25 protein-coding genes and 1 pseudogene are annotated in these 23679 nt (G+C 72.4%); 21 read left to right on the top strand and 5 right to left on the bottom strand.

Annotated elements, in window-relative coordinates; translation table 11 throughout:
- Positions 1-22: 22 nt before the first annotated feature.
- From ACFZDC_RS14640 to pqqB, 6 genes are all read left to right on the top strand, one after another.
- Positions 23-1528 carry a cytosine permease gene (locus ACFZDC_RS14640; RefSeq protein WP_391323694.1) on the top strand — a complete coding sequence of 502 codons (1506 nt, stop codon included), beginning with the start codon at positions 23-25 and terminating at the stop codon, positions 1526-1528.
- On the top strand, positions 1525-2091 hold the full coding sequence (locus tag ACFZDC_RS14635) for an isochorismatase family protein (protein ID WP_391323692.1): 567 nt from the start codon (positions 1525-1527) through the stop codon (positions 2089-2091). The genes ACFZDC_RS14640 and ACFZDC_RS14635 overlap by 4 nt, the downstream gene beginning before the upstream one ends.
- Before the next feature lie 281 nt (positions 2092-2372).
- Entirely contained in the window at positions 2373-2735 is a 363-nt protein-coding gene (locus ACFZDC_RS14630; RefSeq protein WP_391323691.1) for a hypothetical protein, read from the top strand.
- 240 nt (positions 2736-2975) lie between these two features.
- Positions 2976-3374, top strand: a complete 399-nt coding sequence (locus ACFZDC_RS14625; protein ID WP_391323689.1) for an SseB family protein — start codon at positions 2976-2978, stop codon at positions 3372-3374.
- Positions 3375-3467: 93 nt separating this feature from the next.
- Complete coding sequence (locus ACFZDC_RS14620) at positions 3468-4580, top strand: hypothetical protein (protein WP_391323687.1); 1113 nt, start codon at positions 3468-3470, stop codon at positions 4578-4580.
- A 59-nt stretch (positions 4581-4639) separates the two neighbouring features.
- Entirely contained in the window at positions 4640-5533 is an 894-nt protein-coding gene (gene pqqB, locus ACFZDC_RS14615; RefSeq protein ID WP_391323685.1) for a pyrroloquinoline quinone biosynthesis protein PqqB, read from the top strand.
- A gap of 216 nt (positions 5534-5749) precedes the next feature.
- Here pqqB and ACFZDC_RS14610 read toward each other — a convergent pair whose 3' ends face one another.
- Positions 5750-6148 carry a MarR family transcriptional regulator gene (locus tag ACFZDC_RS14610; protein WP_391323683.1) on the bottom strand — a complete coding sequence of 133 codons (399 nt, stop codon included), beginning with the start codon at positions 6146-6148 and terminating at the stop codon, positions 5750-5752.
- A 73-nt stretch (positions 6149-6221) separates the two neighbouring features.
- Positions 6222-6572 carry a VOC family protein gene (locus ACFZDC_RS14605; protein ID WP_391323681.1) on the bottom strand — a complete coding sequence of 117 codons (351 nt, stop codon included), beginning with the start codon at positions 6570-6572 and terminating at the stop codon, positions 6222-6224.
- Positions 6573-6905: 333 nt separating this feature from the next.
- On the opposite strand from ACFZDC_RS14605, the gene ACFZDC_RS14600 reads away from it, so the two are divergent.
- The 12 genes from ACFZDC_RS14600 (at position 6906) to ACFZDC_RS14545 (ending at position 17762) form a co-directional block, all read left to right on the top strand.
- Entirely contained in the window at positions 6906-7193 is a 288-nt protein-coding gene (locus ACFZDC_RS14600) for an ArsR family transcriptional regulator (protein ID WP_391323679.1), read from the top strand.
- Between the two features lie 88 nt (positions 7194-7281).
- Positions 7282-8232, top strand: a complete 951-nt coding sequence (locus ACFZDC_RS14595; RefSeq protein WP_391323677.1) for an SMP-30/gluconolactonase/LRE family protein — start codon at positions 7282-7284, stop codon at positions 8230-8232.
- Between the two features lie 67 nt (positions 8233-8299).
- On the top strand, positions 8300-8761 hold the full coding sequence (gene crcB / locus ACFZDC_RS14590; protein ID WP_391323676.1) for a fluoride efflux transporter CrcB: 462 nt from the start codon (positions 8300-8302) through the stop codon (positions 8759-8761).
- Positions 8758-9138 carry a DUF190 domain-containing protein gene (locus ACFZDC_RS14585; protein WP_391323674.1) on the top strand — a complete coding sequence of 127 codons (381 nt, stop codon included), beginning with the start codon at positions 8758-8760 and terminating at the stop codon, positions 9136-9138. The genes crcB (ACFZDC_RS14590) and ACFZDC_RS14585 overlap by 4 nt, the downstream gene beginning before the upstream one ends.
- On the top strand, positions 9135-9509 hold the full coding sequence (gene crcB, locus ACFZDC_RS14580; protein WP_391323673.1) for a fluoride efflux transporter CrcB: 375 nt from the start codon (positions 9135-9137) through the stop codon (positions 9507-9509). The genes ACFZDC_RS14585 and crcB (ACFZDC_RS14580) overlap by 4 nt, the downstream gene beginning before the upstream one ends.
- A gap of 101 nt (positions 9510-9610) precedes the next feature.
- Positions 9611-10447, top strand: coding sequence for an undecaprenyl-diphosphate phosphatase (locus ACFZDC_RS14575; RefSeq protein WP_391323671.1), 837 nt, complete (start codon positions 9611-9613; stop codon positions 10445-10447).
- 172 nt (positions 10448-10619) lie between these two features.
- Positions 10620-11297 carry an FCD domain-containing protein gene (locus ACFZDC_RS14570; RefSeq protein ID WP_391324046.1) on the top strand — a complete coding sequence of 226 codons (678 nt, stop codon included), beginning with the start codon at positions 10620-10622 and terminating at the stop codon, positions 11295-11297.
- A complete protein-coding gene (locus tag ACFZDC_RS14565; protein ID WP_391323669.1) occupies positions 11294-12316 on the top strand; it encodes an asparaginase in 1023 nt (340 codons plus the stop codon). Before ACFZDC_RS14570 ends, ACFZDC_RS14565 begins: the two co-directional genes overlap by 4 nt.
- A gap of 134 nt (positions 12317-12450) precedes the next feature.
- Positions 12451-13860 carry an aspartate ammonia-lyase gene (gene aspA / locus ACFZDC_RS14560; RefSeq protein WP_391323667.1) on the top strand — a complete coding sequence of 470 codons (1410 nt, stop codon included), beginning with the start codon at positions 12451-12453 and terminating at the stop codon, positions 13858-13860.
- A gap of 50 nt (positions 13861-13910) precedes the next feature.
- A complete protein-coding gene (locus tag ACFZDC_RS14555; protein ID WP_391323665.1) occupies positions 13911-14849 on the top strand; it encodes a glutaminase in 939 nt (312 codons plus the stop codon).
- A gap of 121 nt (positions 14850-14970) precedes the next feature.
- Positions 14971-16365: a polyprenol phosphomannose-dependent alpha 1,6 mannosyltransferase MptB gene (gene mptB / locus ACFZDC_RS14550; RefSeq protein WP_391323663.1), complete on the top strand. Its 1395-nt coding sequence runs from the start codon at positions 14971-14973 to the stop codon at positions 16363-16365.
- Complete coding sequence (locus ACFZDC_RS14545) at positions 16362-17762, top strand: glycosyltransferase 87 family protein (protein ID WP_391323662.1); 1401 nt, start codon at positions 16362-16364, stop codon at positions 17760-17762. The genes mptB and ACFZDC_RS14545 overlap by 4 nt, the downstream gene beginning before the upstream one ends.
- Before the next feature lie 59 nt (positions 17763-17821).
- Here the strand turns inward: ACFZDC_RS14545 and ACFZDC_RS14540 are convergent.
- Positions 17822-18655: pseudogene (locus tag ACFZDC_RS14540) on the bottom strand (D-alanyl-D-alanine carboxypeptidase family protein); the annotation flags it as partial.
- Positions 18656-18756: 101 nt separating this feature from the next.
- Entirely contained in the window at positions 18757-19902 is a 1146-nt protein-coding gene (rho, locus tag ACFZDC_RS14535; RefSeq protein ID WP_391323660.1) for a transcription termination factor Rho, read from the bottom strand.
- Positions 19903-20355: 453 nt separating this feature from the next.
- On the opposite strand from rho, the gene ACFZDC_RS14530 reads away from it, so the two are divergent.
- Together ACFZDC_RS14530 and ACFZDC_RS14525 are read left to right on the top strand one after the other, a co-directional pair.
- Positions 20356-21570, top strand: a complete 1215-nt coding sequence (locus ACFZDC_RS14530; RefSeq protein ID WP_391324044.1) for a cytochrome P450 — start codon at positions 20356-20358, stop codon at positions 21568-21570.
- Positions 21571-21715: 145 nt separating this feature from the next.
- Complete coding sequence (locus tag ACFZDC_RS14525) at positions 21716-22600, top strand: hypothetical protein (protein WP_391323658.1); 885 nt, start codon at positions 21716-21718, stop codon at positions 22598-22600.
- Between the two features lie 43 nt (positions 22601-22643).
- Here the strand turns inward: ACFZDC_RS14525 and ACFZDC_RS14520 are convergent, their stop codons facing one another.
- Positions 22644-23042 carry a nuclear transport factor 2 family protein gene (locus ACFZDC_RS14520; protein WP_391323657.1) on the bottom strand — a complete coding sequence of 133 codons (399 nt, stop codon included), beginning with the start codon at positions 23040-23042 and terminating at the stop codon, positions 22644-22646.
- Positions 23043-23114: 72 nt separating this feature from the next.
- Between ACFZDC_RS14520 and ACFZDC_RS14515 the strand changes: the two genes are divergently transcribed.
- A complete protein-coding gene (locus ACFZDC_RS14515; protein ID WP_391323655.1) occupies positions 23115-23678 on the top strand; it encodes a helix-turn-helix transcriptional regulator in 564 nt (187 codons plus the stop codon).
- Position 23679: the final 1 nt, after the last annotated feature.

The following is a 23679-nucleotide window of genomic DNA, read 5'->3' as shown; positions in this document are numbered from 1 at the left end:
GTCTAGACAGGCAGGCCGGGCGATGACGCATCCGCAGGACCCCCTCGACCGCAGATCCGACGGCCGTCAGCTCCAGTTGGAGACGCACGGACTCGACGTGATCGGGGACGCGGAGCGCAAGGGCACCCCGCGCACGCTGTTCTGGCCCTGGTTCGGGGCGAACGTCTCTGTTCTCGGCCTCAGTTACGGCGCCTTCGCCTTCGGTTTCGGCATCTCCTTCTGGCAGGCCCTCGCCGCCGGCGTGATCGGCATCGTCGTCTCCTTCCTGCTGTGCGGCTTCATCGCGGTCGCCGGCAAGCGCGGCTCGGCGCCCACGATGGTCCTCAGCCGCGCCGCGTACGGCGTACGGGGCAACCGGCTGCCGTCCGTGATCTCCTGGGTGCTCACCGTCGGCTGGGAGACCGTCCTCACCGCACTCGCCACCATGGCCACCGCGACCGTCTTCGGCCGGCTGGGCTGGGGCGGCGGCACGGAGACCAAGGTGGTCGCCCTGATGGTGGTCGCCGCGCTGACCGTGGTCGGCGGGGTCATGGGCTTCGACCTGATCATGCACCTGCAGACCTGGATCACCGTGATCACGGGCGTGCTCACCGTCGTCTACGTCGGCCTGGTCGCCGACCACATCCACTGGAGCACGGTCAGCGCGATTCCGGCGGGCTCCGCCCAGGAGTTCATCGGGGCGCTCGTGTTCATGATGACCGGCTTCGGGCTCGGCTGGGTCAACGCCGCCGCCGACTACTCCCGCTATCTGCCCCGCGGTTCCTCCAGCCGGGGCGTGATCGGCTGGACCACCTTCGGGGCCTCCGCGGCCCCGCTGCTCCTGCTCGTCTTCGGCCTCCTGCTGGCCGGCTCCTCCGAGAAGCTGAGCAAGACGATCGCGGCCGATCCGATCGGCGCGCTGACCACGATTCTGCCCACCTGGTTCCTGGTGCCCTTCGCGGTCGTCGCCGTCCTCGGCCTGGTGGGCGGCGCCGTCCTCGACATCTACTCCTCCGGACTGGCCCTGCTCTCCGCCGGTCTGCGCGTGCCCCGCTATCTGGCCGCGCTCCTCGACGGCGTCCTGATGATCGCCGGCGCCGTCTACATCGTGTTCTTCGCCGGCACCTTCCTCGGCCAGTTCATGGGCTTCCTCACCACGCTCGGCGTGCCCATCGCCGCCTGGTGCGGCGTCATGCTCGCCGACCTCGCGCTGCGCCGCCGCGACTACGACGAGGGCGACCTGTACCACCCCCACGGCCGCTACGGCGACGTACCTCCGCTGCCGCTGCTGCTCACCCTCGGCGCCACCGCCGTCGGCTGGGGCCTGGTCACCAACACCGCCGCGAGCTGGCTCACATGGCAGGGCTACCTCCTCGAGCCGTTCGGTCTGGGCGGCAGGTCCGGCGCCTGGGCTTACGCCAACCTCGGCGTCCTCGTCGCCCTCGCGCTCACCTTCCTCGGCACGTTGCTGCTGGGCCGGGGCCGGGTGCGCGCGCAGGAGGCGCAGGCGCCGAGCCCCTCGCCGAGCGAGGGGGTGTACAGCGTATGACCCCCAGGGCCACCGCGCCCGGTCTGCTGGCCGTGATCGACATGCAGCGCGTGTTCGCCGACCCCGGCAGCCCCTGGGCCACCCCGCGGTACGCCGACGCGGCCGCGGGCGTACGGCGACTGCTGCCGCCCTTCGGTGAGCGTGTCGTCTTCACCCGCTTCCTGGCCCCCGGGAAACCCACCGGTGCCTGGCGCGCCTACTACGCCCAGTGGCCCTTCGCCCTCCAGCCCCCGGACGCCGAGCTGTGGAAGCTGACCGACGACTTCGCCGACCGGGCCACTCATGTCGTGAACGCCACCACCTTCGGTAAATGGACCCCCGAACTCGAGGGCCACGTCGGCCCGGACCGCCGTCTGGTCCTGGCCGGCGTCAGCACCGACTGCTGCGTGCTGTCCACGGCCCTGGCCGCCGCCGACGCCGGCACCGAGGTGCTGGTGGTGGCGGACGCCTGCGCGGGCGTGAACGACGACTCCCACCTCAGGGCCCTGCGGACGCTGGACCTCTACCGGCCGCTGATCCGGGTCACCACCATCGACGACGTGCTCGCACAGGCCCGGCGATGACCGGCGTCCCGCTCACGCACCAGCGGATCAGCCGGATCCTCGCCCGGGAGATCCGCATCGGCCACCGCCCGGCCGGACAACAGCTGCCAGGCCGGACACGCATTCGCCCAGCGGTTCGGCGTCGGCCGGACGACCGTCCGAGCGGCCCTGGCCGAGCTGTCGGAGGAGGGCCTGATCACCACGCGGACCGGAAAGGGCTCCTGCGTCCTCTTCGACGGCCGCCGCTGGAGGACCGGTTCGGCCGGCGCGCGCCCTGGCCCCGCAGGGGGGACGAGGCCCGGGTGCGCACCCTTGCCGTGCGCTGGACGCACGACAACGGGCTCGCGGGCGAACGCGGCCTGGAGAAGGACGCGTTCGTGTGCGTGGAGCGGATCCGCGAGCTGGTCGCGGACGGCACCGGGGTGTCGTACGAACGCGACTTCCTGCCGCCCGTGCCCGGGCTTCGGGAGCTGCCCGCACGAGGACTGGGCAAGAACTCGCTCACCGAGGTGCTGCTGCGGGCCGGCCTGTGGCCCGACCATGGCGAGCAGCGGGTCTCCGAGCGGCGGATCGACGCCCACGAGGCGGACCCGCCCGGAAGGCGCCCACGACCCGGTACGACCGCCCCCATGACCCGATACGACCGTGCCCCTGACCTGGTATGACCCGGTACGACCGTGCCGCCGCGGCCCGTACGGATGTGCGCGCGACGAAGCCCTCGCCGGCCCACCCTGATGCCGCCCCCGCCGCCGACCACCGTCTGGACCGCCCCGAGTGTCCGACCTGGCCGGCCCTCCCCGGAATCCTCACGCATGCCTGCGGCCCCACCGGGTACGCGAGGCGGAAGCACGCCCGGGCGTCTGCCTGCGCGTGGCCGTACGACCGCCGCTACCTGGGGACCTGCCATGGAGACACCCGCACACGACGACCTTCCGACGCCGGCCCAGCAGGCGCTCGACGCGCTGGCCGTGAACGCCGAGGACCAGGCCGCCCTGGACACCCTCGCCCACAGCGACGTGCTCGTCCCGGTACCGGACGACGCGCTGGACGGCGAGGGCGCCGAGGCCTCGACCGTCGCCCTGCCCATCCTCGAACAGGCCGGGGGCGAGCCGGTCGTCCCCGTGTTCACTTCCGAAGGGACGATGGCCGAGCTCCTGCCGTTCATCTCCCGCTACCGCCTGATCCCACTCGGCGCCCTCGCCTCCCAGTGGCCCGACGACGACCTCTCCCTGGCGATAGACGGCAGCTCGGCCCACGGCTTGACCCTGACCTCACAGGGGGTGCGCACCTTGTTGGCACGGTGAGCCGGGGCCTTCCCGAGGGGCGCACCCTGCCACAGCGCACCCGCAGCCGCGCCCGGACCCGACGGCCCACCCGCCAGGCGACAAAATGCCCGCATGGAATGGATCTCCGGCGTAGCCGGCGGACTGGTCCTCGGACTGGTCTTCAGCAGCATCCTCCGCACCCTGGTGGTGCCGAGGGGCCTCTACTCCGTGCTGGTGTTCCGGCTGTGGTGGCTGTTGCGCAGGCTCCTCAGGCTCACCGCCCTGCGCGGCGGCTACGACGCCATCGACCGCGCACAGACCTGGCTCGCCCCGCTGATGCTGATCGGCATGCTCGCCACCTGGCTCGGCGGGGCCCTGCTCGGTTTCGGCCTCCTTCTGCACACGGTGGCCGCGCTGTCGTGGGCGCCCGCCTTCCGCGAGGCCGGCTCCAGCCTGTTCACGCTCGGCTTCGCCAGCGGCGCCCGGCTGAAACTGTCCGTGCTTGACTTCCTCGCCGCGGCCACCGGACCCGTCCTGATCGCCCTGCAGATCGCCTACCTGCCGACCCTCTACAGCGCCTACAACCGCCGCGAGCTGGAGGTCACCCTGCTCCAGGCGCGGGCGGGCGAGCCCGCCTGGGGACCGGAGATCCTCGCCCGGCAGTGGCTGGTCGACACCGAGACCGCGCTGCCCGAGCTGTACCGCGCGTGGGAGCGCCTCGCCTCGGACATGGGTGAGAGCCACTCCACGTACCCGATCCTGCTGACCTTCCGCTCCCCGCGCCCGCACCGCAGCTGGCTGGTCGGTCTGGTCGCCGTCATGGACGCGGCCGCCCTGCAGCTCGCGCTGGACCCGCGCCAGGCCCCGCCGGAGGCCCGTCTGTTGCTGCGCGCCGGGTTCAGCGCCCTGCGTGACATCGCCCGCGCGGTCCACCTCCCCTTCGAGCCCGACCCGTCTCCCGGCGACCCGATCCGGCTGACGTTCGCCGAGTTCGACGAGGCGGTGGCCATGATCTGTAAGGCAGGCTTCCGGGCGGAACGCAGCCCGAAGGAGGCCTGGCCGCACTTCCGGGGCTGGCGGGTCAACTATGAGGCGGTCGCGTACGAGCTGTGCCGCCGCAGCGACGCCGTACCCGCGCTGTGGACCGGCCCCCGCGACTTCGCCGGCGGCCCCATTCCGCCACAGCGGCCGGCGGACCGGCAGCCCCGTACAGGACGGCCGGAACCGCCCCCCGTCTCCGAGTAGTCACCCGGCCCTCCGCGGGGAAGATCTGAGCGGAAGGTCCGGTATGCGTGAAGGAGCCGATGGCCGTGAGGATCGTCCTGCTGGGCACCGCCGCCGGAGGCGGCTTCCCGCAGTGGAACTGCGCCTGCGCGCTGTGCGCGGCGGCCCGGAAGGGCGAGCTGCCCTCCCGCACCCAGGAGTGCGCCGCCGTCAGCGGCAACGGCCGCGACTGGTGGCTGCTGAACGCCTCGCCCGATCTGCGCACCCAGCTCACCGCCACCCCCGCCCTGTGGCCCGGCCCCGGGCCCCGGGACACCCCGCTGCGCGGTGTGCTGCTCACCGACGCGGAGGCCGACCACGTCACGGGTCTGACCGAGCTGCGCGGGGCGGCGGGCCTGAAGGTCTACGCGGCCCCGCCGGTCCGCGGCGTCCTCACCCCCGCACGCGCGGCCCTGGACCGCTACGCCTCCTGGGAGTGGGCCGACAGCCTGGCCGACGGCGGGTTCGTGCTGGCCGGCGGGCTGGTCGTCACGGCCCATCAGGTAGGCACCAAGATCCCCAAGTATGTTCCGTCTGCGCCCGAGCCCGGCGGCCCGTGGGTGACGGCGTACCGCGTCGAGGACCTGGCCGGCGGGCGCGTGCTGCTGTACGCGCCGTGCGTCGGCGCCTGGAGTCCCGTGCTGGACGACCTGTGCGCGTCGGCCGACTGCGTGCTGCTGGACGGCACCTTCTTCGCCGCCGACGAGATGGGCACGGCGGTGCGCACCGGTGCCGGGCAGGTGGCCATGGGGCATCTGCCGGTCACCGGGCCCCAGGGCTCCCTGGAGGCCCTGGCCCGCCACCCTGGCCCGCGCCGGATCTACACCCACCTCAACAACACGAATCCGCTGCTCGACCCCGGCTCACCGGCACGCGCGCGTGTGGCCGAGCAGGGGGTGGAAGTCCTGCCGGACGGCGCGGAGCTGACGCTCTAGGGTCCGTCCGGCGGATCGGGCCGGCTCCGGGCAACGGTGACTTGTCAGTACAGGTCGGCGGGGCATTGAGCGTCCGGACTGCACGGCGCAGGAGGGCGCCGACGCGATGGGGTGACCCATGCGCGCGCAGCCGAGCGTGGGAGTCGGCAACCGAGGACACCGCCGAGGGTGGCCGTGCCATGCCCCGCGATCCCGGCATGATCCGCCGGCCGGACCCTAGCCGGCTCGCTCGGCCAGCATCCGCTCCAGCACGGCCCGCTGCAGCGGCAATACCTCGGCGTACAGGTCGCGGCCCTTGCGGGTGAGCGCGACCCACACCCCGCGCCGGTCCTCCGCACACACCGAGCGCTCGACCAGGCCCTCCTTCTCCAGGCGGCCGATCAGCCGGGACAGGGCGCTCTGGCTGAGATGGACCCGTCCGACCAGGTTCTGCACCCGGCACTGCTCGCCCTGCTCGGGCGCCTCGGACGCCAGGATGTCCAGCACCTCGAAGTCGCTGGCGCCGAGCCCGTGCGGGTGCAGGGCGCGGTCGATCTCGCACATCGTGCGCGCGTGCACCGAGAGGATGTCCCGCCAGCGCTCCTCGAGCCCGGCATCGGCCGTCTTGACTGCCATACCCGCACCGTAGCACCGATTCGGCCAATCGTTGAGTGTGCAACTAGTGCGGGTGTGAGCGGGCGTCCGGGCCTCAGGCAGACGGGTCCTGGAGCAGCCCGATCAAGTTGCCGTCGGGGTCCTTCACCGAGGCGATCAGCCTGCCGTTGCCCACGTCCCGCACGTCCTGGAGCAGTTCCGCGCCCGCCTCCAGGAGGGCGGCCAGCCGCTCCCGGAGATCGGTGACGTGCCAGAACGGCACCGGTCCGGTCAGCCCCTGCGCGTGCCCGTTCGGGTCGAGGCCGACGTCCTGCCCTTCGGCCTTGAAACCGACGTAGTAGGGCTCGTCGGCGTAGGGCTCCACGCCCAGCAGCGCGGTGAACAGCGGCTTGGCCTTCTCCAGGTCCTTGACGGGGTAGATGATCGTCTGCAGGCCGGCGGTCATGGAACTCACTCCTTGGTGCGCGTGGTCCGACGGGTTCCCCGTCGGTGCTCTCACGTTAGGACCGGGGAGCCCACCCTGGCTTCTTCGATCCTGACCGGTCGCGGACTCCCGGCGCGGTGGGTCACTCGCTGTGCGGCAACCCCACCGTCACGGGGCCCGGCCGTAGGGGGACGGCCGGGCCCTCCCCCCTTTTCCGGGCCGGACGGGCCAACCCCTCCCGGCCGTACTCCCGTTCGGTACCGGACAAGGGGCGCCGAGTCCCGGACGGGACGGTCTCGTCCGCGACACAGTGGGCACACCACAGGTGAGGAGGCCGGGACGGAGGCGTGAGCGATGCTGAGGATTCCCTCGGGACACATGCGGCAGGACATTCTGGACTGGTTGAAGGACCCGGCGGCCCACTTCCCGGGAGCCGGTCCCGGCGACCCGGCCGACATCGGTGTCACCGCGCGGGCCGTGGCCGCCAAGCTCGGTGTGTCACGCCGGGCCGCACTCGCCCACCTGGACCTCCTCGCCGGTCTCGGCCTGCTGCGCACCCGCCGGATCCGCTGCCGCACCTACTACCGGCGCGACGAGATCCGCATCGCCGAGGTGGCCAGGATGTTCGAGAAGGGCTGGTGAAGGAATCCACCGCCTGCCTCGAAACAGCCTCGTGAGGATCCGGCCGCCTGCGAGGATGGACCGCTCGGACGGCGAAGGGCAGATACCCATGACGACCGCACTCGTCCCCCTCCACTGTGTCGCCCTCGGCGGGCGCGGCCCCGAAGACGTGGTGGCCGACCCCGAGGGCCGGGTCCTCACCGGGACGGAGGACGGCCGCATCCTGCGCATCCGCCACCTCGCGGACCCGGACACGGTCCGCGTCGAGACGCTCGCCGAGACCGGCGGCCGTCCCCTCGGCCTGGAGCTCCTCCCGGACGGCGGTCTGCTGGTGTGCGACGCGGAACGCGGCCTGCTGCGCGTGGAGCCGGGCGGCGGCGTCACGGTCCTCGCCGACGCGGTGGCGGGGGAGCGGCTGCGGTTCTGCAGCAACGTCGTCTCCCTGGACGACGGCACCGTGTACTTCACCGTCTCCAGCCGCCGCCATCCCCTGCACCAGTGGATCGGCGACATCGTGGAGCACACCGGCACCGGACGCCTGCTCCGCCTCGCGCCCGGGAGCGGCACTCCCGAAGTCCTCCTGGAGGGGCTGCAGTTCGCCAACGGCCTCGCTCCGAGCGCCGACGGCTCCTTCCTGGTGATCGCCGAGACCGGCGCCTGCCGTCTCACCCGTTACCACCTCACCGGCCCGCGCGCCGGACAGGCCGAGCCCTTCGCGGATCTCCCCGGCATGCCCGACAATCTGTGGCGGGAGGGCCCCGACGGGCCGATCTGGGTAGCCCTCGCGGGACCGCGCGTCCCGCCCCTCGACCTCCTGCACCGTGCCCGGCCCGCCGTGCGCCGCACCGCCGCCCGGGTCGCCGTGCACGCGCCGTTCCGCCCGGGCGGCACGATCGGTGTGATGGCCCTCGACGACCAGGGCGGGACCGTCCACCACCTCACCCGCCGCCGCTCCGCCTTCCGCATGGTCACCAGCGTGTGCCGGGCCGGCAGGCACCTGGTCCTCGGCAGTCTCTGGGAGCCCGGCATCGCGGTCTGCGTGCTGCCCGCCGCCCCCTGACACGGCGGTACCCTGGTGCCCGGCCGTGATCACCCGTCGGGGCAGGCCTGACAGGAGACGTACGAGCATGACAGCCCCGGAAGCCGAGAGCCTCCGTGCCCGCCCGGCACCCCCGCGGCGGCCCGAGTGGCGCACCCAGGCCCCCGTCGTCGCGGTGGTCGCCGTGGGCGGTGCCCTCGGTGCCACGACCCGCTACGGGCTCGGCCTGGCCTGGCCCACGCCACCCGGCGGCTTCCCCTGGGCGACGTTCGGCATCAATGTCATCGGCTGTGCCGTCATCGGCGTGTTCATGGTGCTGATCAGCGACGTCTGGGCCGCCCACCGTCTCGTACGCCCCTTCTTCGGCACCGGCGTGCTCGGCGGCTTCACCACCTTTTCCACCTACGCCGTCGACATCCGCAAGCTGGTGGACGCCGGCCATCCCCGCACCGGGCTGGCCTACCTCGCCGCGACCCTGTTCGCGGCCCTCGCGGCGGTGTGGCTGGCCTCGGCCGCCGCCCGTCTGGTGCTCACCCGGAGGCAGCGATGACGTCACTCAGCGGCCGGGCCGTCAGGCTGACCGTCTACATCGGCGAGGACGACACCTGGCACCACAAGCCCCTCTACTCCGAGATCGTGCACCGCGCGCACGCCGCCGGACTCGCCGGGGCCAGCGTCTTCCGCGGCATCGAGGGGTTCGGCGCCTCCTCCCGCATCCACACCTCCCGGCTGCTGTCCCTGAGCGAGGACCTGCCGGTGGCGATCGTCGTGGTGGACACCGAGGAGCGGGTCCGGGCGTTCCTGCCGCAGCTGGACGAGCTGGTCGGCGAAGGCCTCGTGACGCTGGAGGAGTGCGAGGTCATCCGGTACGTGGGCCGGACGGCGGGCCCGGACGCGGCGCATCCGAAGGGTAAGAAGTCGTTGTGAACTGGCTGCTGGTCGTCCTGGGAGCCATGGTCGGCGCGCCGCTGCGCTATCTCACCGACCGGGCCGTCCAGGGCCGCCACGACTCGCTCTTCCCCTGGGGCACCTTCGTGGTGAACGTCACCGGATGCCTGATCCTCGGCCTGCTCACCGGTGCCGCTTCCGCCGGAGCCGCAGGTCCGCACCTGCAGCTGCTGCTCGGCACCGGGCTGTGCGGAGCCCTGACGACGTACTCGACCTTCTCCTACGAGACCCTGCGGCTGACCGAGGCCGGTGCGGGCCTCTACGCTGCGGTCAACGCCGTCGCGAGCGTGGCGGCGGGGCTGGCGGCCGCCTTCGCGGGGGTGGCCCTCGCCGATGCCCTGTGGGCCTGAGGGTCTGTCCGCCGGACCGGCCCTAGGCGCTTGGCGTACGGCCGGGCATAGTAAGTACTGTCTACAGCACTGTCGACCAACTCTCCTCAGAACTGGATCCCATGAGCGCCATCTCCGTCGGTCAGGCCGTCGTCCTCGGAGTAGTCGAGGGGGTGACCGAGTTCCTCCCGGTGTCCTCCACCGGCCACCTCAAGATCGCCGAGGGGCTCATGGACATTCCTGTCGACGACAAGTCCGTCGTCGGGTTCTCCGCCGTCATCCAGGTCGGTGCCATCGCCGCCGTGCTCGTGTACTTCTTCAAGGACATCAAGCGGATCGTCTCCGCCTGGTTCCGCGGTCTGACCAACCGCGAGGAGCGCTACCACCACGACTACAAGTTCGCCTGGTGGGTGATCGCCGCGACCATCCCGATCGTCGTGGTGGGCCTGGCCGCCAAGCCGCTGATCGAAGGTACGCTCGCCTCGCTCTGGGTGGTCGCCGGCTCGCTGATCGTCGGATCCGGTGTGATGTGGGCCGCGGACCAGATGGGCCGGCACAAGCGCGGTGAGGACGACACCTCCTTCAAGGACGCGATGCTGGTCGGCTGCTCCCAGATCCTCGCCCTGCTCTTCCCCGGCTTCTCCCGCTCCGGCGCCACCATGTCCACCGCGCTCATCCTGGACCTGGACCGCGTCGCGGCCACCCGCCTGTCGTTCTTCCTCGGCATCCCGGCGCTGACCGGCGCGGGCATCTACGAGCTGAAGGACGCCCTCGGCGCGGGCGTCGGCGCCGCTCCGCTGGCCGTCGGCACGATCGTCTCCTTCGTGGTCGCCTACGCCTCCATCGCCTGGCTGCTGAAGTTCGTCGCCAAGCACTCCTTCAACGCCTTCGTGATCTACCGGATCGTCATCGGCGGGGTGCTCCTCGGACTGCTCGCCTCCGGCACGCTCAACAGCTGAGCGAAGCCCGCTGATCACCCACGGGGTACGGATGCCTGCATTCAGGCGCCGCACCCCGTGAATGTTTCCTTGCGGGACGCCTTGACAGTCCGCCGCCGCAAGCCGCAGGATCGCTCCCGTGAACCTGTCAGACAGCCAGACAGGTGGCTCGGCCCCGCGGCGCGTCAGCGCCATGGAAGCGGTCCTCGGCCACCTCCGCAGCGCCATCGAACGCGGCGACTACGCGATCGGCGACAAGCTCCCCTCCGAGGCCGAGCTGTGCCGCACCCTCGAGGTGTCCCGGCCCGTCCTGCGCGAGGCACTGCGCGCGCTGCAGACGATGGGCCTGACGGTCTCCCGGACCGGCAAGGGCACCTTCGTCGTCGCGAGCGCCGTCGAGGACCCCACCTTCGGCGACTACGCGGCCAGCGACCTGCTCGAGGTGCGCCGGCACATCGAGATCCCGGTCGCCGGATACGCCGCTGTGCGCCGCACCCCGGAGAACCTGGACCACATGGCCCACCTCCTGGACCGCATGGAGCAGGAGACGGACACCACCGCGTGGGTCGCCATGGACAGCCTCTTCCACCTCGCCGTGGCCGAAGCCGCCCAGAACCCGGTCTTCCGCCGGGTCATCGAGGAGATCCGCGACGCACTGGCGCGTCAGTCGGCCTTCCTCAACGAACTGGGCGGGCGCCGCGAGCAGTCCAACCGCGAGCACCGGGCGATCGTCGAGGCATTGATCGACGGTTCCGAGCACGACGCCGTCGAGGCGATGAGCCACCACCTCGACCGCGTCGAGAAGACCCTCACCGACATCGTGCGCCCCGGGCACACGGACGACCCCACGGAAGGCGGACCCGAGGCATGAGCGGGTACAGCAGTTCGCCCGCGGACGCACCCCTGATCCGCGAACCCCTCCACGCCCCCGTCGCCCACCTCGTCCGGGGCGGGGTCGTCGAGGGCATCCACTACGGCTCCGTCGTCGTTCTCGACGCCGACGGCCAGGTCCACTTCCAGCTCGGCGACATCGAGGCCGCGTTCTACCCGCGCTCGGCCCTCAAGCCCGTCCAGGCCGTCGCCATGCTGCGCGCCGGGCTGCCGCTCGACGGCGAGCTGCTCTCGCTCGCCGCCGCGAGCCACTCCGGCGAGGAACGCCACCTCGCCGGCACCCGGCGGATCCTCGCACTCGCCGGGCTCACCGAGGAGGACCTGCGCAACGTGCCCGACATGCCGTTCGGCCCGGCCGTGCGGGACGCCTGGGTCCGCGAGGGCCGGCTGCCCTCCCGCCTCGCGCAGAACTGCTCCGGAAAGCACGCGGCGATGCTGTGGACCGCCAAGCTCAACGGCTGGTCCCTGGAGGACTACCTGGACCCCGCGCACCCGCTCCAGCAGGCCATCGCCGAGATCGTCGAGGACCTGACCGGCCAGCACGTCGCCCGGGTCACCGTGGACGGCTGCGGCGCGCCGCTGTTCTCCATCTCCCTGCATGGCCTCGCCCGTGCCCTCTCCCGCATCGCCTCGGCCGCGCCGGGCACGCCGGAGACCCGGGTGGCCGACGCGATGCGCGAGCACGCCGAGATGGCCTCCGGCGCGGGGCGTGACGTGTCCGCGCTGATGGCGGCCGTCCCCGGCCTGCTTGCCAAGGACGGCTTCGAGGGCGTCCAGGTGGCCGCGCTGCCCGACGGCCGTGCGATCGCCGTCAAGATCGCCGACGGGGCGAACCGGGCGCGTGTCCCGGTGGCGGCGGCCGCGCTCGCTCGCGCGGGCGTGGACCCCGAACTGCTGACCGAGTTCGCCGGAGAGGCGCTGCTGGGTGGCGGGGAGCCGGTGGGCTGCGTGCGGCCGGTACGTGCGCTGGATCCGGTGCCGCTCACCGCTTGCGCGTAGCGCTTCGCCCGATGCCGTTGGGGGACTGCCGGCCGTCGCCGGTCTGCGGGCCGTTCGTGGTCGATCGCGCGGTTCCCCGGGCCCCTTTCGGGGCGCTGTCACCTCCGTACCTCAGAAAGGCGACTCCAGCCCTCATGACCGCCGCCACCCGAAGCGAACACGATCTGCTCGGCGACCGCGACGTCCCCGCCGACGTGTACTGGGGTGTCCACACCCTGCGCGCGACGGAGAACTTCCCCATCACCGGCACCCCGATCTCCGCCTACCCGCACCTGATCGACGCCCTGGCCGCCGTCAAGGAGGCCGCCGCCCTCGCCAACGAGGAACTCGGCCTGCTGGAGCCCCGGAAGGCGGCCGCGATCGTCGCCGCCTGCCGGGAGATCCGGGACGGCCGGCTGCACGACCAGTTCGTCGTGGACGTCATCCAGGGCGGTGCCGGCACCTCCACCAACATGAACGCCAACGAAGTCGTGGCGAACCGTGCGCTGGAACTGCTCGGGCACGCGAAGGGGCAGTACGCGCACCTGCACCCCAACGAGGACGTCAACCTCGGCCAGTCGACCAACGACGTCTACCCGACCGCCGTCAAGATCGCGACGGTGTTCGCGGTGCGCGGCCTGCTCAAGGCGATGGCCGTCCTGCAGGACGCCTTCGGCCGCAAGGCCGTCGAGTTCCGCGACGTGCTCAAGATGGGCCGTACCCAGCTGCAGGACGCGGTGCCGATGACCCTCGGCCAGGAGTTCTCGGCGTTCGCCGTGATGCTGGAGGAGGACCGCAGCCGGCTCGCCGAGGCCGCCGAGCTGATCCACGAGATCAACCTGGGTGCCACGGCCATCGGCACGGGCCTGAACGCCCCGGCCGGATACGCCGAGGCAGCCCGCCGGCAGCTCGCCGCCATCACCGGGCTGCCCCTGGTCACCGCGGCCAACCTGGTCGAGGCCACTCAGGACTGCGGCGCCTTCGTCCAGATGTCCGGCGTTCTCAAGCGGATCGCGGTCAAGCTCTCCAAGAGCTGCAACGACCTGCGCCTGCTGTCCTCGGGCCCGCGCGCGGGCCTGGGCGAGATCAACCTGCCGCCGGTACAGGCCGGTTCCTCGATCATGCCGGGCAAGGTCAACCCGGTGATCCCCGAGGTCGTCAACCAGGTCGCCTTCGAGGTGATCGGCAACGACGTCGCCATCACCATGGCGGCGGAGGCGGGACAGCTCCAGCTCAACGCCTTCGAGCCGATCATCCTGCACTCGCTGTCCGAGTCGGTCACCCATCTGCGAAACGCCTGCCTCACCCTCGCCGAGCGCTGCGTGAACGGCATCACCGCCAACACCGAGGTGCTGCGCGCGACCGTCGAGAATTCCATCGGCCTGGTCACCGCGCTCAACCCGCACATCGGGTACACGGCCGCCACCGACATCGCCAAGGAGGCCCTCGCCACCGGCCGGGGCGTGGCGGAACTCGTCCTGGAGAAGGGCCTGTTGCCCGCCGAGAGGCTGGCCGACCTGCTGCGCCCCGAGATCGTCGCCGGCAGCGGGGCACCCGCCACCTGACCTGCGCTTACGCCCCTGTGATGGCGCGCCTGGACCGGCCGGGAGGCACAATGGTGATCATGACAACGACGTCGTCCCTCACCTTCCTTCCGGTCCTGGAGCGCATCGCCGAGGAGATAGGGCGCACACCCGGCCGCGGGTGTCCCGCCGACTACATCCCGGCCCTCGCGGCCCGCGATCCGCGCAGCTTCGGCATGGCCGTCGCCGAGCTGGACGGCACGGTGTACGGGGTGGGGGACTGGCGGCAGCCCTTCTCCACGCAGTCCATCACCAAGGTCTTCACCCTCGCCCTCGACCTGGCCCGCGAGGGCGACCAGCTCTGGGAGCACGTGGGCCGCGAGCCCTCCGGCAACCCGTTCAACTCCCTGGTGCAACTGGAGTACGAGAACGGCATTCCGAGGAATCCTTTCATCAACGCGGGCGCGCTCGTCGTGACCGACCGCCTCCAGACCCGTACCGGGGACGCGGCCGGGGAACTGCTGGCCTTCCTCCGCACGGAGAGCGGCAACACCTCGCTGGACTTCGACAAGGAGGTCGCCGCCTCCGAGACCGCGCACGGCGACCGCAACGCGGCCCTCGCCCACTTCATGGCCTCCTACCGCAACATCGACAACGACGTGCCGATCCTGCTCGACCAGTACTTCCGGCAGTGCTCCATCGCCGCCTCCTGCGCCGACCTCGCCCTCGCCACCACGTTCCTCGCCCGGCACGGCATCCGCGCCGACGGCACCCGGCTGCTCACCCGCAGCCAGGCCAAGCAGGTCAACGCGGTGATGCTGACCTGCGGTACCTACGATGCGGCCGGCGACTTCGCCTACCGCGTCGGCCTGCCCGGCAAGAGCGGTGTCGGCGGCGGCATCATCGCGGTCGTCCCGGGCCGCTGCACGCTGTGCGTGTGGAGCCCGGGGCTGGACGAACGCGGGAACTCCGTGGCGGGGGTGGCGGCCCTGGACAGGTTCACCACGCTCACCGGGCTGTCCGTGTTCTGAGCGTCCGGCCGGCCACGTCGCGCCGCACCGCTCACACGCTGGTCACACGCAGGCCGTCCGCCGGTGAGTGGAGCGTCTTCTTCCGGCCATCCCGCGTTGACACGCTGATCCAGTGTTGGCCATGGCTTTCCCCGTCGATCTCCGCCGGTGCCAGGTGCTGGGCCTGGCCGGTACCGCCTTCCTCGCGCTGGGCGGTGAGAGCGCCGGTGCCCTGCCCGTACCGGACCTCCTCGCCCCCGCCTCCGCGCAGGCCGCGCTCGGGCTGGTCGGCGTCTACTTCGGTGTCGTGCTGCTGACGGCCGCCTGGGTGCTCCTCGGCCGTCTGGTGCGCGGACCGCAACCGCCCACCCAGCGGTCCCTGTTGCTGGTCCTGGCCCTCTGGGCGGCGCCGCTGCTGCTCGCGCCCCCGCTGTTCAGCCGGGACGTCTACAGCTACCTCGCCCAGGGCGCCATGGTCGACGCCCACATGGACGTGTACGCCCAGGGCCCCGCGCAGCTCGGCGGCCCGCTGGCCGACGAGGTCGCCCCGGTGTGGCAGCACACGGCCGCCCCGTACGGCCCCGCCTTCCTGTGGCTGGCCTCCGCGCTGTCGGGCCTGACCCGGGGCGAACTGCACGCAGGCCTGCTCGGCATGCGCCTGGTCGCCCTGCTGGGCGTGGCCCTGATGGCGGTGGCGCTGCCCCGCCTGGCCCGGCACAGCGGCGCCGACCCGGCCGCCGCGCTCTGGCTCGGCGCCCTGAACCCGCTGGTCCTGCTGCACCTGGTCGCGGGCGCCCACAACGACGCGATCATGCTCGGCCTGCTGGGTCTCGGCCTGGTCGCCGCGCGCGGCCGGTGGCCCGTCCTCGGGGCGGTGCTCGTCACTCTGGCCGCCCTGGTCAAGGCGCCCGCCGCGCTGGGCCTGCTCGCGGTGGTGGCCCTGCAGATCCGCACCCGCCGCACCCCGCTGTGGGCCACCGTGACGACGGCGGCCGCCGCAGCGGCGACCACGGTCGCCGCGACCGCCGTGGCCGGAACGGGATACGGCTGGATACGCGCCCTGGACACGCCCGTTTCCCCGCACAACTGGGCGCTCACCAGCCTGCTGGGCCGCGCCACCGGCGCCCTGCTCGACCGCCTCGGCAGCGACCTGGCCCCGCTGGCTGTACCGGCCTGGCATCTGCTGGGCCTCGCGGCCACCGCCGGAGCCATAGTGCTGATATGGCTCCGGCTGCGCCCGCGACCGGTGTACGCCCTCGGCCTGAGCCTGCTCGCGGTCGCCGTCTTCGGCCCGGCGATCCGCCCCTGGTACCTGCTGTGGGGCCTGTTCCTCATCGCGGCCGCCGCACCCAGCACCCCGGTACGGCACCGGGTGGCCGCCCTGGCAGGCGTCCTGGCCCTCGCCGTGCTGCCCAGTGGCGGCCCGGCCGACCTCGGCCAACTGGTCCTCGCGGTTTCCGGCGGGCTGCTCGGTGTGGTCGTCCTGTGGCAGGCCCACCAGGCGGCGCAGGCCCCGGCGACGGGACATACGGCATGACGGGGCCGATGCCGCCGCGCACGGACCGGGGCCGCGCGCTGCTCGTGCTCGGCCTGGCCGCCGCGGTGACCGTGTTCACGGCGACCGTGCCGCTGCTGCGGGACTTCTTCGACCTGCGCGTCTACTACGGGACCGTGCACACCTGGCTGCACCACGGCGGCCGGATCTACGACTACCGGGTGCCGGGGACGTCGTACGGCTTCACGTATCCGCCGTTCGCCGCGCTCGCCATGCTGCCCCTGGCCCCGATGAGCCGGCCCGGCGCGATCGTGGCCTCCCTGCTGGTGAACCTGGCCGCGCTGGCGGTGGTGCTGCGGATCCTGGCCGGAGCCGGCTGGCGGCGGCACGGCTGGTACCGCTGGTCGCTGGCCCTGTGCGGCCTGGCCCTGTTCGAGCCGCTGCGCGACACGTTCAGCTTCGGCCAGGTGAACCTGGTACTGCTCGCCCTGGTGCTCGGCGACTCCTGGCTGCTGGCGACCGGGCGGGGTCGCTGGGCGGGCGCCGGGATCGGACTGGCCGCCGCCGTCAAGCTCACGCCCGCCCTGTTCATCGGCCTGCTGCTGCTCGCCCGGCGGTGGCGGGCGGCCGCAGTGGCGACAGGCGTGGCCCTCGCGGCGACCGGGCTCGCCGCCTGGGCGGACCCGGGCGCTTCGCGCTTCTACTGGACCGAGGCACTGTGGGACACCGGCCGCGTCGGCCGCCTCGACTACGTGTCGAACCAGTCGCTGCAGGGCGTCCTGGCCCGGCTCGGCGAACCGGGCCGCGCACCGTGGGCAGCGGCGGTCCTGCTGGTGCTGTGCGTGTGGGCGTGGCGGGCCGGCCGGGCGGTGACGGCCGGCGACTGGACGGCGGCCTTCGCCCTCACCGGCGCGGCGGCCTGCCTGGTCAGCCCGATCACCTGGGTGCACCACCTGGTGTGGCTGCTGCCGTCCTTCGTGGTGCTGGCACGCGCCGGGCACCCGCGGCCGGCGGGCGCCCTGTACGCGGTGCTGTGCACCAGCGTGGTGTGGCTGTGGTTCGAGGACTCCTCGGGTGTCGACGGCTTCGTCGGCGGCAACACCTACACGTGGATCACGCTCGGCCTGCTGCTGGGCCTGCCGGCCGGTCAGCCGCCGGCGGCCCCGCCGCCCTTGGCCCGCAGCACCCGCGTCACGGCCCACGCGCCGAGCCCGGCGAGACCCGCGACGGCCGCGGTCTGCGACCAGTCCGAGTCGTCGTCCGGTGCCCCGGAGGAGGCGGCCGCCACGGGCGCGGCGGACGCGGGTGACGCGGGGGTGCGGGAAGCGGTGCGCAGCCCGTCCAGGGAGCCGACCGGATCCACCCGCCCGGCTGCCGCGAAGCCCCAGTCGAGCAGCTCGCGTGCCTCCTCGTACACGGTGAACCCGCCGCCCGCCTGAGGGTTCATCACGGTGACGACGAGGGTGCGCCCGCCCCGGCGCGCCGCGGCGACGAGGGTGTTGCCCGCGTTGCTGGTGTAGCCGTTCTTGATGCCGATCAGTCCCGGGTAGGGCGCCACACCGTCCTCGCCGGTCAGCAGGCGGTTGGTGTTCTCGATCGCGTACGGCCAGCCGTCGCCGGGGAACTGGGCCTCGGCGGTGGAGCAGTACCGGGCGAACTCGGGGTTGCGCAGCCCCTCACGGCCGAAGACCGCCAGGTCGTACGCCGAGGAGACCTGGCCGGGGGTGTCGTAACCGTCGGGGGAGACCACGTGGGTGTCCAGGGCGCCCAGCGCGTGGGCCTTGGCCTGCATACGGACGGCTGTTTCGTGCCAGCCGCCGCCCAGGGACGCGAGCACGTGCACGGCGTCGTTGCCGGAGCTGAGGAAGACGCCGCGCCACAGGTCGGCCACCTTGTAGGTGTGGCCCTCCTCGACGCCGACCAGGCTGCTGCCCTCGCCCACGTCCTCCAACTCCTCGTACCGGACGGTGTGGTGCCGCTCTGCGGGCAGGGTCGGCAGCACGGTGAGGGCGAACAGGGTCTTCAGGGTGCTGGCGGGCGGCAGCCTGCGGTGCGCCTCGCTCGCGGCCAGCACCTCGCCGCTGCCGGCGTCGGCCACCAGCCAGGAGAGCGCGGAGACGTCCGGCACCTCGGGCGCGCCGCGGCGTGGCCGGACCTGCGTGCCGGAGCGATAGAGCAGGGAGGGTTGCGGAACCGCGGCCCGCGGCCCCGGCGGTGCGGGATCCCCCGCACGGTGTGCGCTGGCGGCAGCGGCCGGCGAGAGTGCCAGCACGCCCGCCACGCACAGGGAACAGGCTGTCACGGCCGCCCGACGAGAGAATCCGGTGATCATACGATCAACCTAAGAAGGATGGGGTGGAGTGGCGCGCTGGCCGGGCCGGACGGCCCAGCGGAGCAACCCGGATGCCGCACGCCGGCACGCCCCGGCGACGTTCAGCCCGCGGGCAGGGTCGGCTGGATGCGGCGCAGGAAGGTGGCGTTGTCAGGGGTGTCCCGCATCCGCTCCAGCAGGGTCTCCAGGGCGGCCGGTCCGCCCTCCCGGGAGCGCAGGGCCCGGCGCAGGCCCCGGGTGGCCGTCAACTCGGCCGCGGTGAGGAGGAACTCCTCGCGGCGGGTGCCCGTTGGGTCGATGTCCACGGCGGGGAAGACCCGGCGGGCGGCGAGCTCCCGGTCCAGGCGCAGCTCCATGTTCCCCGTGCTCTTCAGCTCCTCGAAGAAGTAGCCGTCGGCACGGGAGCCGGTGTCCACCAGGACGGTGGCGAGGATGGTGAGCGAGCCGCCCTCCTCGGCCTTTCGGGCGGCGCCGAAGAACCGCTTGGGGCCGACCAGCGCGCCCGCGTCGACACCACCGCTCAGGGTGCGTCCGCCGGCGGCGGAGGCGTTGTTGTGGGCCCGGCACAGCCGGGTCAGGGAGTCCAGCAGGATGACGACGTCCTCGCCGGCCTCGACGAGCCGCTTGGCCCGTTCGACGACCAGTTCCGCGAGGGCGATGTGCTCCTTGGGCGCCCGGTCGAAGGTGGAGGCGTACACCTCGCCGCGCACCGAGCGGCGCATCTCGGTGACCTCTTCGGGGCGCTCGTCCAGCAGGACGACCATCAGACGGCTTTCGGGATGGTTGCCGGCCACGGCGGCGGCCAGCTGCTGGAGCAGCACGGTCTTGCCGCTCTTCGGCGGGGCCACGATCAGTCCCCGCTGGCCCTTGCCGACCGGCGCGAACAGGTCGGTGACCCGTCCGGCCAGGCCGGACGCCGGGTGTTCCAGACGGAGCCGTTCGTACGGGTGGAGGGGGGTCAGGTCCCGGAAGTGGCGGCGGCCCCGGAGGTCGCCCGGAGCGTGCCCGTTGACGTGCGCGACCTCGGTCAGGGCGCGCTGTGCCCCGCGCACCCCCTCGACGAGGTCGCCCCTGCGCAGGCCGTGACGGCGGATCAGCGCGGGCGGTACCTGCGGGTCGGCGGGGGAGGACAGGCAGTTCACGGCCCGCAGATGCCCCTTCCCGTGCGCGTCGATGTCAAGGACACCGGTGACGAGCAGGGCGGCCGGGGCCTGCTGGACGTGAGGGGGTTCGAGTGTGGTGGTCATGGTGGTCCTTTCACGGACGAAAGAGCAGGAGGAAGGGGGGAAGGGGGAGGGGAGCCGCGAGACGGGAGGGCGTACGTGCCTCCGGGCGGCGGAAACGGCGCCTCGGAGCGAGGCGGTCCTGAGAAACTGACGCGCCGAGTGGAAACGACGGACGGATCAGCGCGGAGAGGGGAAACCGGCACCGGCGCCCACAAGGGGGCGTGCACGAGTGCTGTCAGCACCGTACCACTCGACGGCACGGTACGGCTGTAGCGGTGTCAACACGTCTCTCGCGTGAGCTATTCCCGAGCCGGGAGGAGAGGCGGGCAGGCCGATGCGCGCCCGTCCCGGGCCTGAGCCGGCGTGCCACGCCCCTCCGGAAAACGCCCGGCGGCGCCTACGATCGGGCTCATTCCCCCCAATCGATGTGAGGAGAGCCCGGTGGAGACCAATCCCGCCAGTGCACCGCACCGCATGGATCCTTCGGGTGGGTGCCCGCACGCCGACAATGCCCGGCTGCTGGCCCGCGGTGCCGTGGCCCCGGTCGTGCTGCCGGGTGGGATCGAGGGTGCCGCCGTACTCGGGCACGAGACGCTCAGGGAATTCCTGCAGCACCCCGACGTGGCCAAGGACGCACGGCACTTCACGGCGCTGCGGGAGGGCCGGATCGGCGCGGGCTGGCCTTTGCTGACCTTCGCCACCGTGCGGGGCATGACCACCGCCGACGGGGACGACCACCGTCGGCTGCGAGCGCTGGTCAGCCGGGCGTTCACGCCCCGGCAGGTCGAGGAACTGCGGCCCCGGGTCGAGGAGTTGACGGCCTCGCTGCTCGACGACCTGGCGCGGGTCGCCGCGGCGGGCGGCGGAGTCGCCGATCTGCGGAAGCATTTCGCGTTGCCCCTGCCCATGAGTGTCATCAGTGAACTCCTCGGCGTCGGTCCCGAGTTCCGCGACCGGCTGCACCACCTGTCCAGCCGGGTCGTCGCCACCGACATCGAACCGGGCGAGGCGGTCACCGCCAACCGCGAACTCGTCGCCGTTCTGGCCGAGACAGCCGCCGCGAAGGCCGAACGCCCCGGCGACGACCTCACCAGCGACCTGATCGCCGCCCGCGACGAGGACGGCGACCGGCTCGGCCCGCAGGAGCTGATCGGCACCCTGGTCCTGATGATCATCGCCGGCCACGAGACCACGCTCAACCTGATCACCAACGCCGTACGCGCCCTGTGCGGCCACCGTGGCCAACTGGACCTGGTGCGCGCGGGGCGGGCGAGCTGGGCCGACGTGGTCGAGGAGACCCTGCGCTGGGACGCGCCGGTGAGCTACTTCCCGTTCCGCTATCCCGTGCGGGACCTGACCGTGGACGGCACGCTCATACCCGCCGGCACGCCGGTCCTCGCCGGGTACTCCGCCGCCGGACGCGACCCGGCCGCCCATGGCCCGGACGCCGACCGCTTCGACGTCACCAGGGCCGCCCGCGCCGACGCCGTACGCCACCTCTCCCTGGGCCACGGCCCCCACTACTGCCTGGGCGCCCCGCTGGCCCGGCTGGAGGCCACCGTCGCCCTGGAGCGGCTGTTCACCCGCTTCCCGGACCTGGACCTCGCCGTGCCCGAGCGCGAACTGTCCCGGCACGCCGGCTTCGTCGGCAACAGTGTGCGCGCGCTTCCCGTGCACCTGGGTGGCTGAGCCGGCCCCGGGCCGAACTCCGCCCGCTGCGACGCGGGAGCCTGGTCCGGACCCGTATGTCACCGCCCCGCACCAAGTGTCCCCACACCATAACGATCCCGGACGTGAGGGCACTTGACCGGCAACCGTGCACTATCGTCACGACATGTCCACGCCACCGCAGCCCTCGCAGCCGGCCGACCAGCCGGCTCCGCAGCCCGGGCAGCCCGCGCCGCAGTCGGCGATCCCGCCGCAGCCGACGGCCTATCCCTACCCGAACCCGCAGTCGCCCCCGCCGGGGAGCTTCTATGCGCAGCCGACGCTGGTCGGACAGCCCGCCCAGCCGCAGGCGGGCGTGCCGGGGAACCCGTACGCGCAGCCGCCCCGGTACGGCCCGGTCCCCGCTGCGCCGTCCGGTGGCGGCGGTGGCGCCGGCCGGGCGGTGCTGTGGGTCGCCGTCGGCGCGGTCGTCGCCTCCGCCGCGTGGGCGGCCGGAGTGTTCCTGATCGGGGGCATGGGGGACAGCGCGGACCTGCGCGGCTACTCGGCGCCCTCCAACATGTGCTCGGACGCGGACTACTCGTCCTTCAAGGACGAGTACCCCGAGAGCGACTCCTCGCCGACGCACAGCTCCCTCAAGGACAGGGCGCTCGACGAGAGTTACTGCAGCCTGAACCTGAAGAAGACCGGCTCCTCGTACGCGGACGCCTATCTGTCCATCCAGGTGGACCTGCACCGGAAGACCGACCCGGCCCCGGAGTTCACGGCCACCTGGAAGAACTACGACGACAGCCACACGGGTTACGACGTGAACCCGGTCAAGGGCATCGGCGACGAGGCCTACCTCGTCAGCCAGGACACCACGAGCGGCTCCTCCAGCGGCTCCCGCTACGCCACGCTCGCCGTGCGCGACGGCTGGGTGACGTACACGATGAGCTACAGCGCCTACCTCAGCTCGTACGACCAGGACAAGAACCCGCCCGGTCTCACCGACGTGTCCGACTGGCTGAAGACGGACACCAGGGCCACGCTGGAGCAGCTCAAGGGCTGACGGTCAGCCCCTGTCCGGCGCGTTCGTGATCGCCTGCACGCCCTCACGCGGACCGCGCCTCCGCCTCCTTGGAGATCTGTTCGAACCGCGCGCCCATGGCCTCGGCGAGGGCGTGGGCGCCCGACAGCGGACGGACCATGACCATGAAGTCGTCGATCAGACCGTCCTCGTTCACCCGCAGGAAGTCGCAGCCGGTCAGCTCCCGGTCGCCCACCCGGGCCGTGAAGACCAGTGCGTGTCCGGGTCCGTCCGGGTCGCCGATCTCACGGACGTAGCGGAAGTCCTGGAACACCTGGGAGACCGCACGCAGGATCGCCGCGGTGATCGCCTTGCCGCGGTAGGGCTTGAAGACGACCGGGCTGGTGAAGACGACGTCCTCGGCCAGCAGCGCCTCGACGGCGTCCAGGTCGCCCGCCTCGACCGCCTCGCGGAACGCGCGCATCCGATCACCTCGCATAGTCAATTAATTGATTAGGTGCGGATGAGATTAATCGTCTGCTGTTAGCGTGTCCACATGTCGCTCAAGTACGCCGTCCTGGCTGCCTTGCTGGAGGGCGAGGCCTCGGGTTACGAGCTGTCGAAGGTGTTCGACGTCTCGCTCGCCAACTTCTGGCCCGCCACCCCCCAGCAGCTGTACCGGGAGCTGGAGCGCCTCGCGCAGGACGGGCTGGTCGAGGCCCGGACGGTGCAGCAGGAACGCCGGCCCAACAAGCGGATGTTCACCCTCACCGAGGCCGGCCGGTCCCAGCTGCGGTCCTTCGCCGCCGAACCGCCGAAGCGGCCGACGGCCGTCCGCGACGAACTCCTCATCAAGATCCAGGCCCTGGACGGCGGCGACCCGGAGGTGATCCGGGCGCTGATCGAGGAGCGCAGGGGCTGGGCGCGCGGGAAGCTCGACCGCTACGAGCGGGTGCGTGAACGCCTCCTGGCCGGGCGGACCGAGGAGGAGTACCTCCGTACGGCCGACCGGATCGGCCCCTACCTCACCCTCATGGCCGGGATCGCCTTCGAGGAGGAGAACCTGCGCTGGTGCGCGCGCGTTCTCGAGGTCCTGAAACAGCGGATCCCCCTAGGCTGAC

The organism is Streptomyces sp. NPDC007905 (assembly GCF_042959345.1).
Classification (GTDB): Bacteria; Actinomycetota; Actinomycetes; order Streptomycetales; family Streptomycetaceae; genus Streptomyces.
The sequence above is the reverse complement of the archived record's forward strand: the minus strand, read 5'-3'. Positions and strand labels throughout refer to the sequence as shown.

Bases quoted from the DNA above. Each gene is read 5' to 3' on its own strand.
- ACFZDC_RS14640 (WP_391323694.1), top strand. From the start codon at position 23: ATGACGCATCCGCAGGACCCCCTCGACCGCAGATCCGACGGCCGTCAG.
- ACFZDC_RS14635 (WP_391323692.1), top strand. From the start codon at position 1,525: ATGACCCCCAGGGCCACCGCGCCCGGTCTGCTGGCCGTGATCGACATG.
- ACFZDC_RS14625 (WP_391323689.1), top strand. From the start codon at position 2,976: ATGGAGACACCCGCACACGACGACCTTCCGACGCCGGCCCAGCAGGCG.
- ACFZDC_RS14620 (WP_391323687.1), top strand. From the start codon at position 3,468: ATGGAATGGATCTCCGGCGTAGCCGGCGGACTGGTCCTCGGACTGGTC.
- pqqB (WP_391323685.1), top strand. From the start codon at position 4,640: ATGGCCGTGAGGATCGTCCTGCTGGGCACCGCCGCCGGAGGCGGCTTC.
- ACFZDC_RS14610 (WP_391323683.1), bottom strand. From the start codon at position 6,148: ATGGCAGTCAAGACGGCCGATGCCGGGCTCGAGGAGCGCTGGCGGGAC.
- ACFZDC_RS14605 (WP_391323681.1), bottom strand. From the start codon at position 6,572: ATGACCGCCGGCCTGCAGACGATCATCTACCCCGTCAAGGACCTGGAG.
- ACFZDC_RS14600 (WP_391323679.1), top strand. From the start codon at position 6,906: ATGCTGAGGATTCCCTCGGGACACATGCGGCAGGACATTCTGGACTGG.
- ACFZDC_RS14595 (WP_391323677.1), top strand. From the start codon at position 7,282: ATGACGACCGCACTCGTCCCCCTCCACTGTGTCGCCCTCGGCGGGCGC.
- crcB (WP_391323676.1), top strand. From the start codon at position 8,300: ATGACAGCCCCGGAAGCCGAGAGCCTCCGTGCCCGCCCGGCACCCCCG.
- ACFZDC_RS14585 (WP_391323674.1), top strand. From the start codon at position 8,758: ATGACGTCACTCAGCGGCCGGGCCGTCAGGCTGACCGTCTACATCGGC.
- ACFZDC_RS14575 (WP_391323671.1), top strand. From the start codon at position 9,611: ATGAGCGCCATCTCCGTCGGTCAGGCCGTCGTCCTCGGAGTAGTCGAG.
- ACFZDC_RS14570 (WP_391324046.1), top strand. From the start codon at position 10,620: ATGGAAGCGGTCCTCGGCCACCTCCGCAGCGCCATCGAACGCGGCGAC.
- ACFZDC_RS14565 (WP_391323669.1), top strand. From the start codon at position 11,294: ATGAGCGGGTACAGCAGTTCGCCCGCGGACGCACCCCTGATCCGCGAA.
- aspA (WP_391323667.1), top strand. From the start codon at position 12,451: ATGACCGCCGCCACCCGAAGCGAACACGATCTGCTCGGCGACCGCGAC.
- ACFZDC_RS14555 (WP_391323665.1), top strand. From the start codon at position 13,911: ATGGTGATCATGACAACGACGTCGTCCCTCACCTTCCTTCCGGTCCTG.
- mptB (WP_391323663.1), top strand. From the start codon at position 14,971: ATGGCTTTCCCCGTCGATCTCCGCCGGTGCCAGGTGCTGGGCCTGGCC.
- ACFZDC_RS14545 (WP_391323662.1), top strand. From the start codon at position 16,362: ATGACGGGGCCGATGCCGCCGCGCACGGACCGGGGCCGCGCGCTGCTC.
- rho (WP_391323660.1), bottom strand. From the start codon at position 19,902: ATGACCACCACACTCGAACCCCCTCACGTCCAGCAGGCCCCGGCCGCC.
- ACFZDC_RS14530 (WP_391324044.1), top strand. From the start codon at position 20,356: ATGGATCCTTCGGGTGGGTGCCCGCACGCCGACAATGCCCGGCTGCTG.
- ACFZDC_RS14525 (WP_391323658.1), top strand. From the start codon at position 21,716: ATGTCCACGCCACCGCAGCCCTCGCAGCCGGCCGACCAGCCGGCTCCG.
- ACFZDC_RS14520 (WP_391323657.1), bottom strand. From the start codon at position 23,042: ATGCGCGCGTTCCGCGAGGCGGTCGAGGCGGGCGACCTGGACGCCGTC.
- ACFZDC_RS14515 (WP_391323655.1), top strand. From the start codon at position 23,115: ATGTCGCTCAAGTACGCCGTCCTGGCTGCCTTGCTGGAGGGCGAGGCC.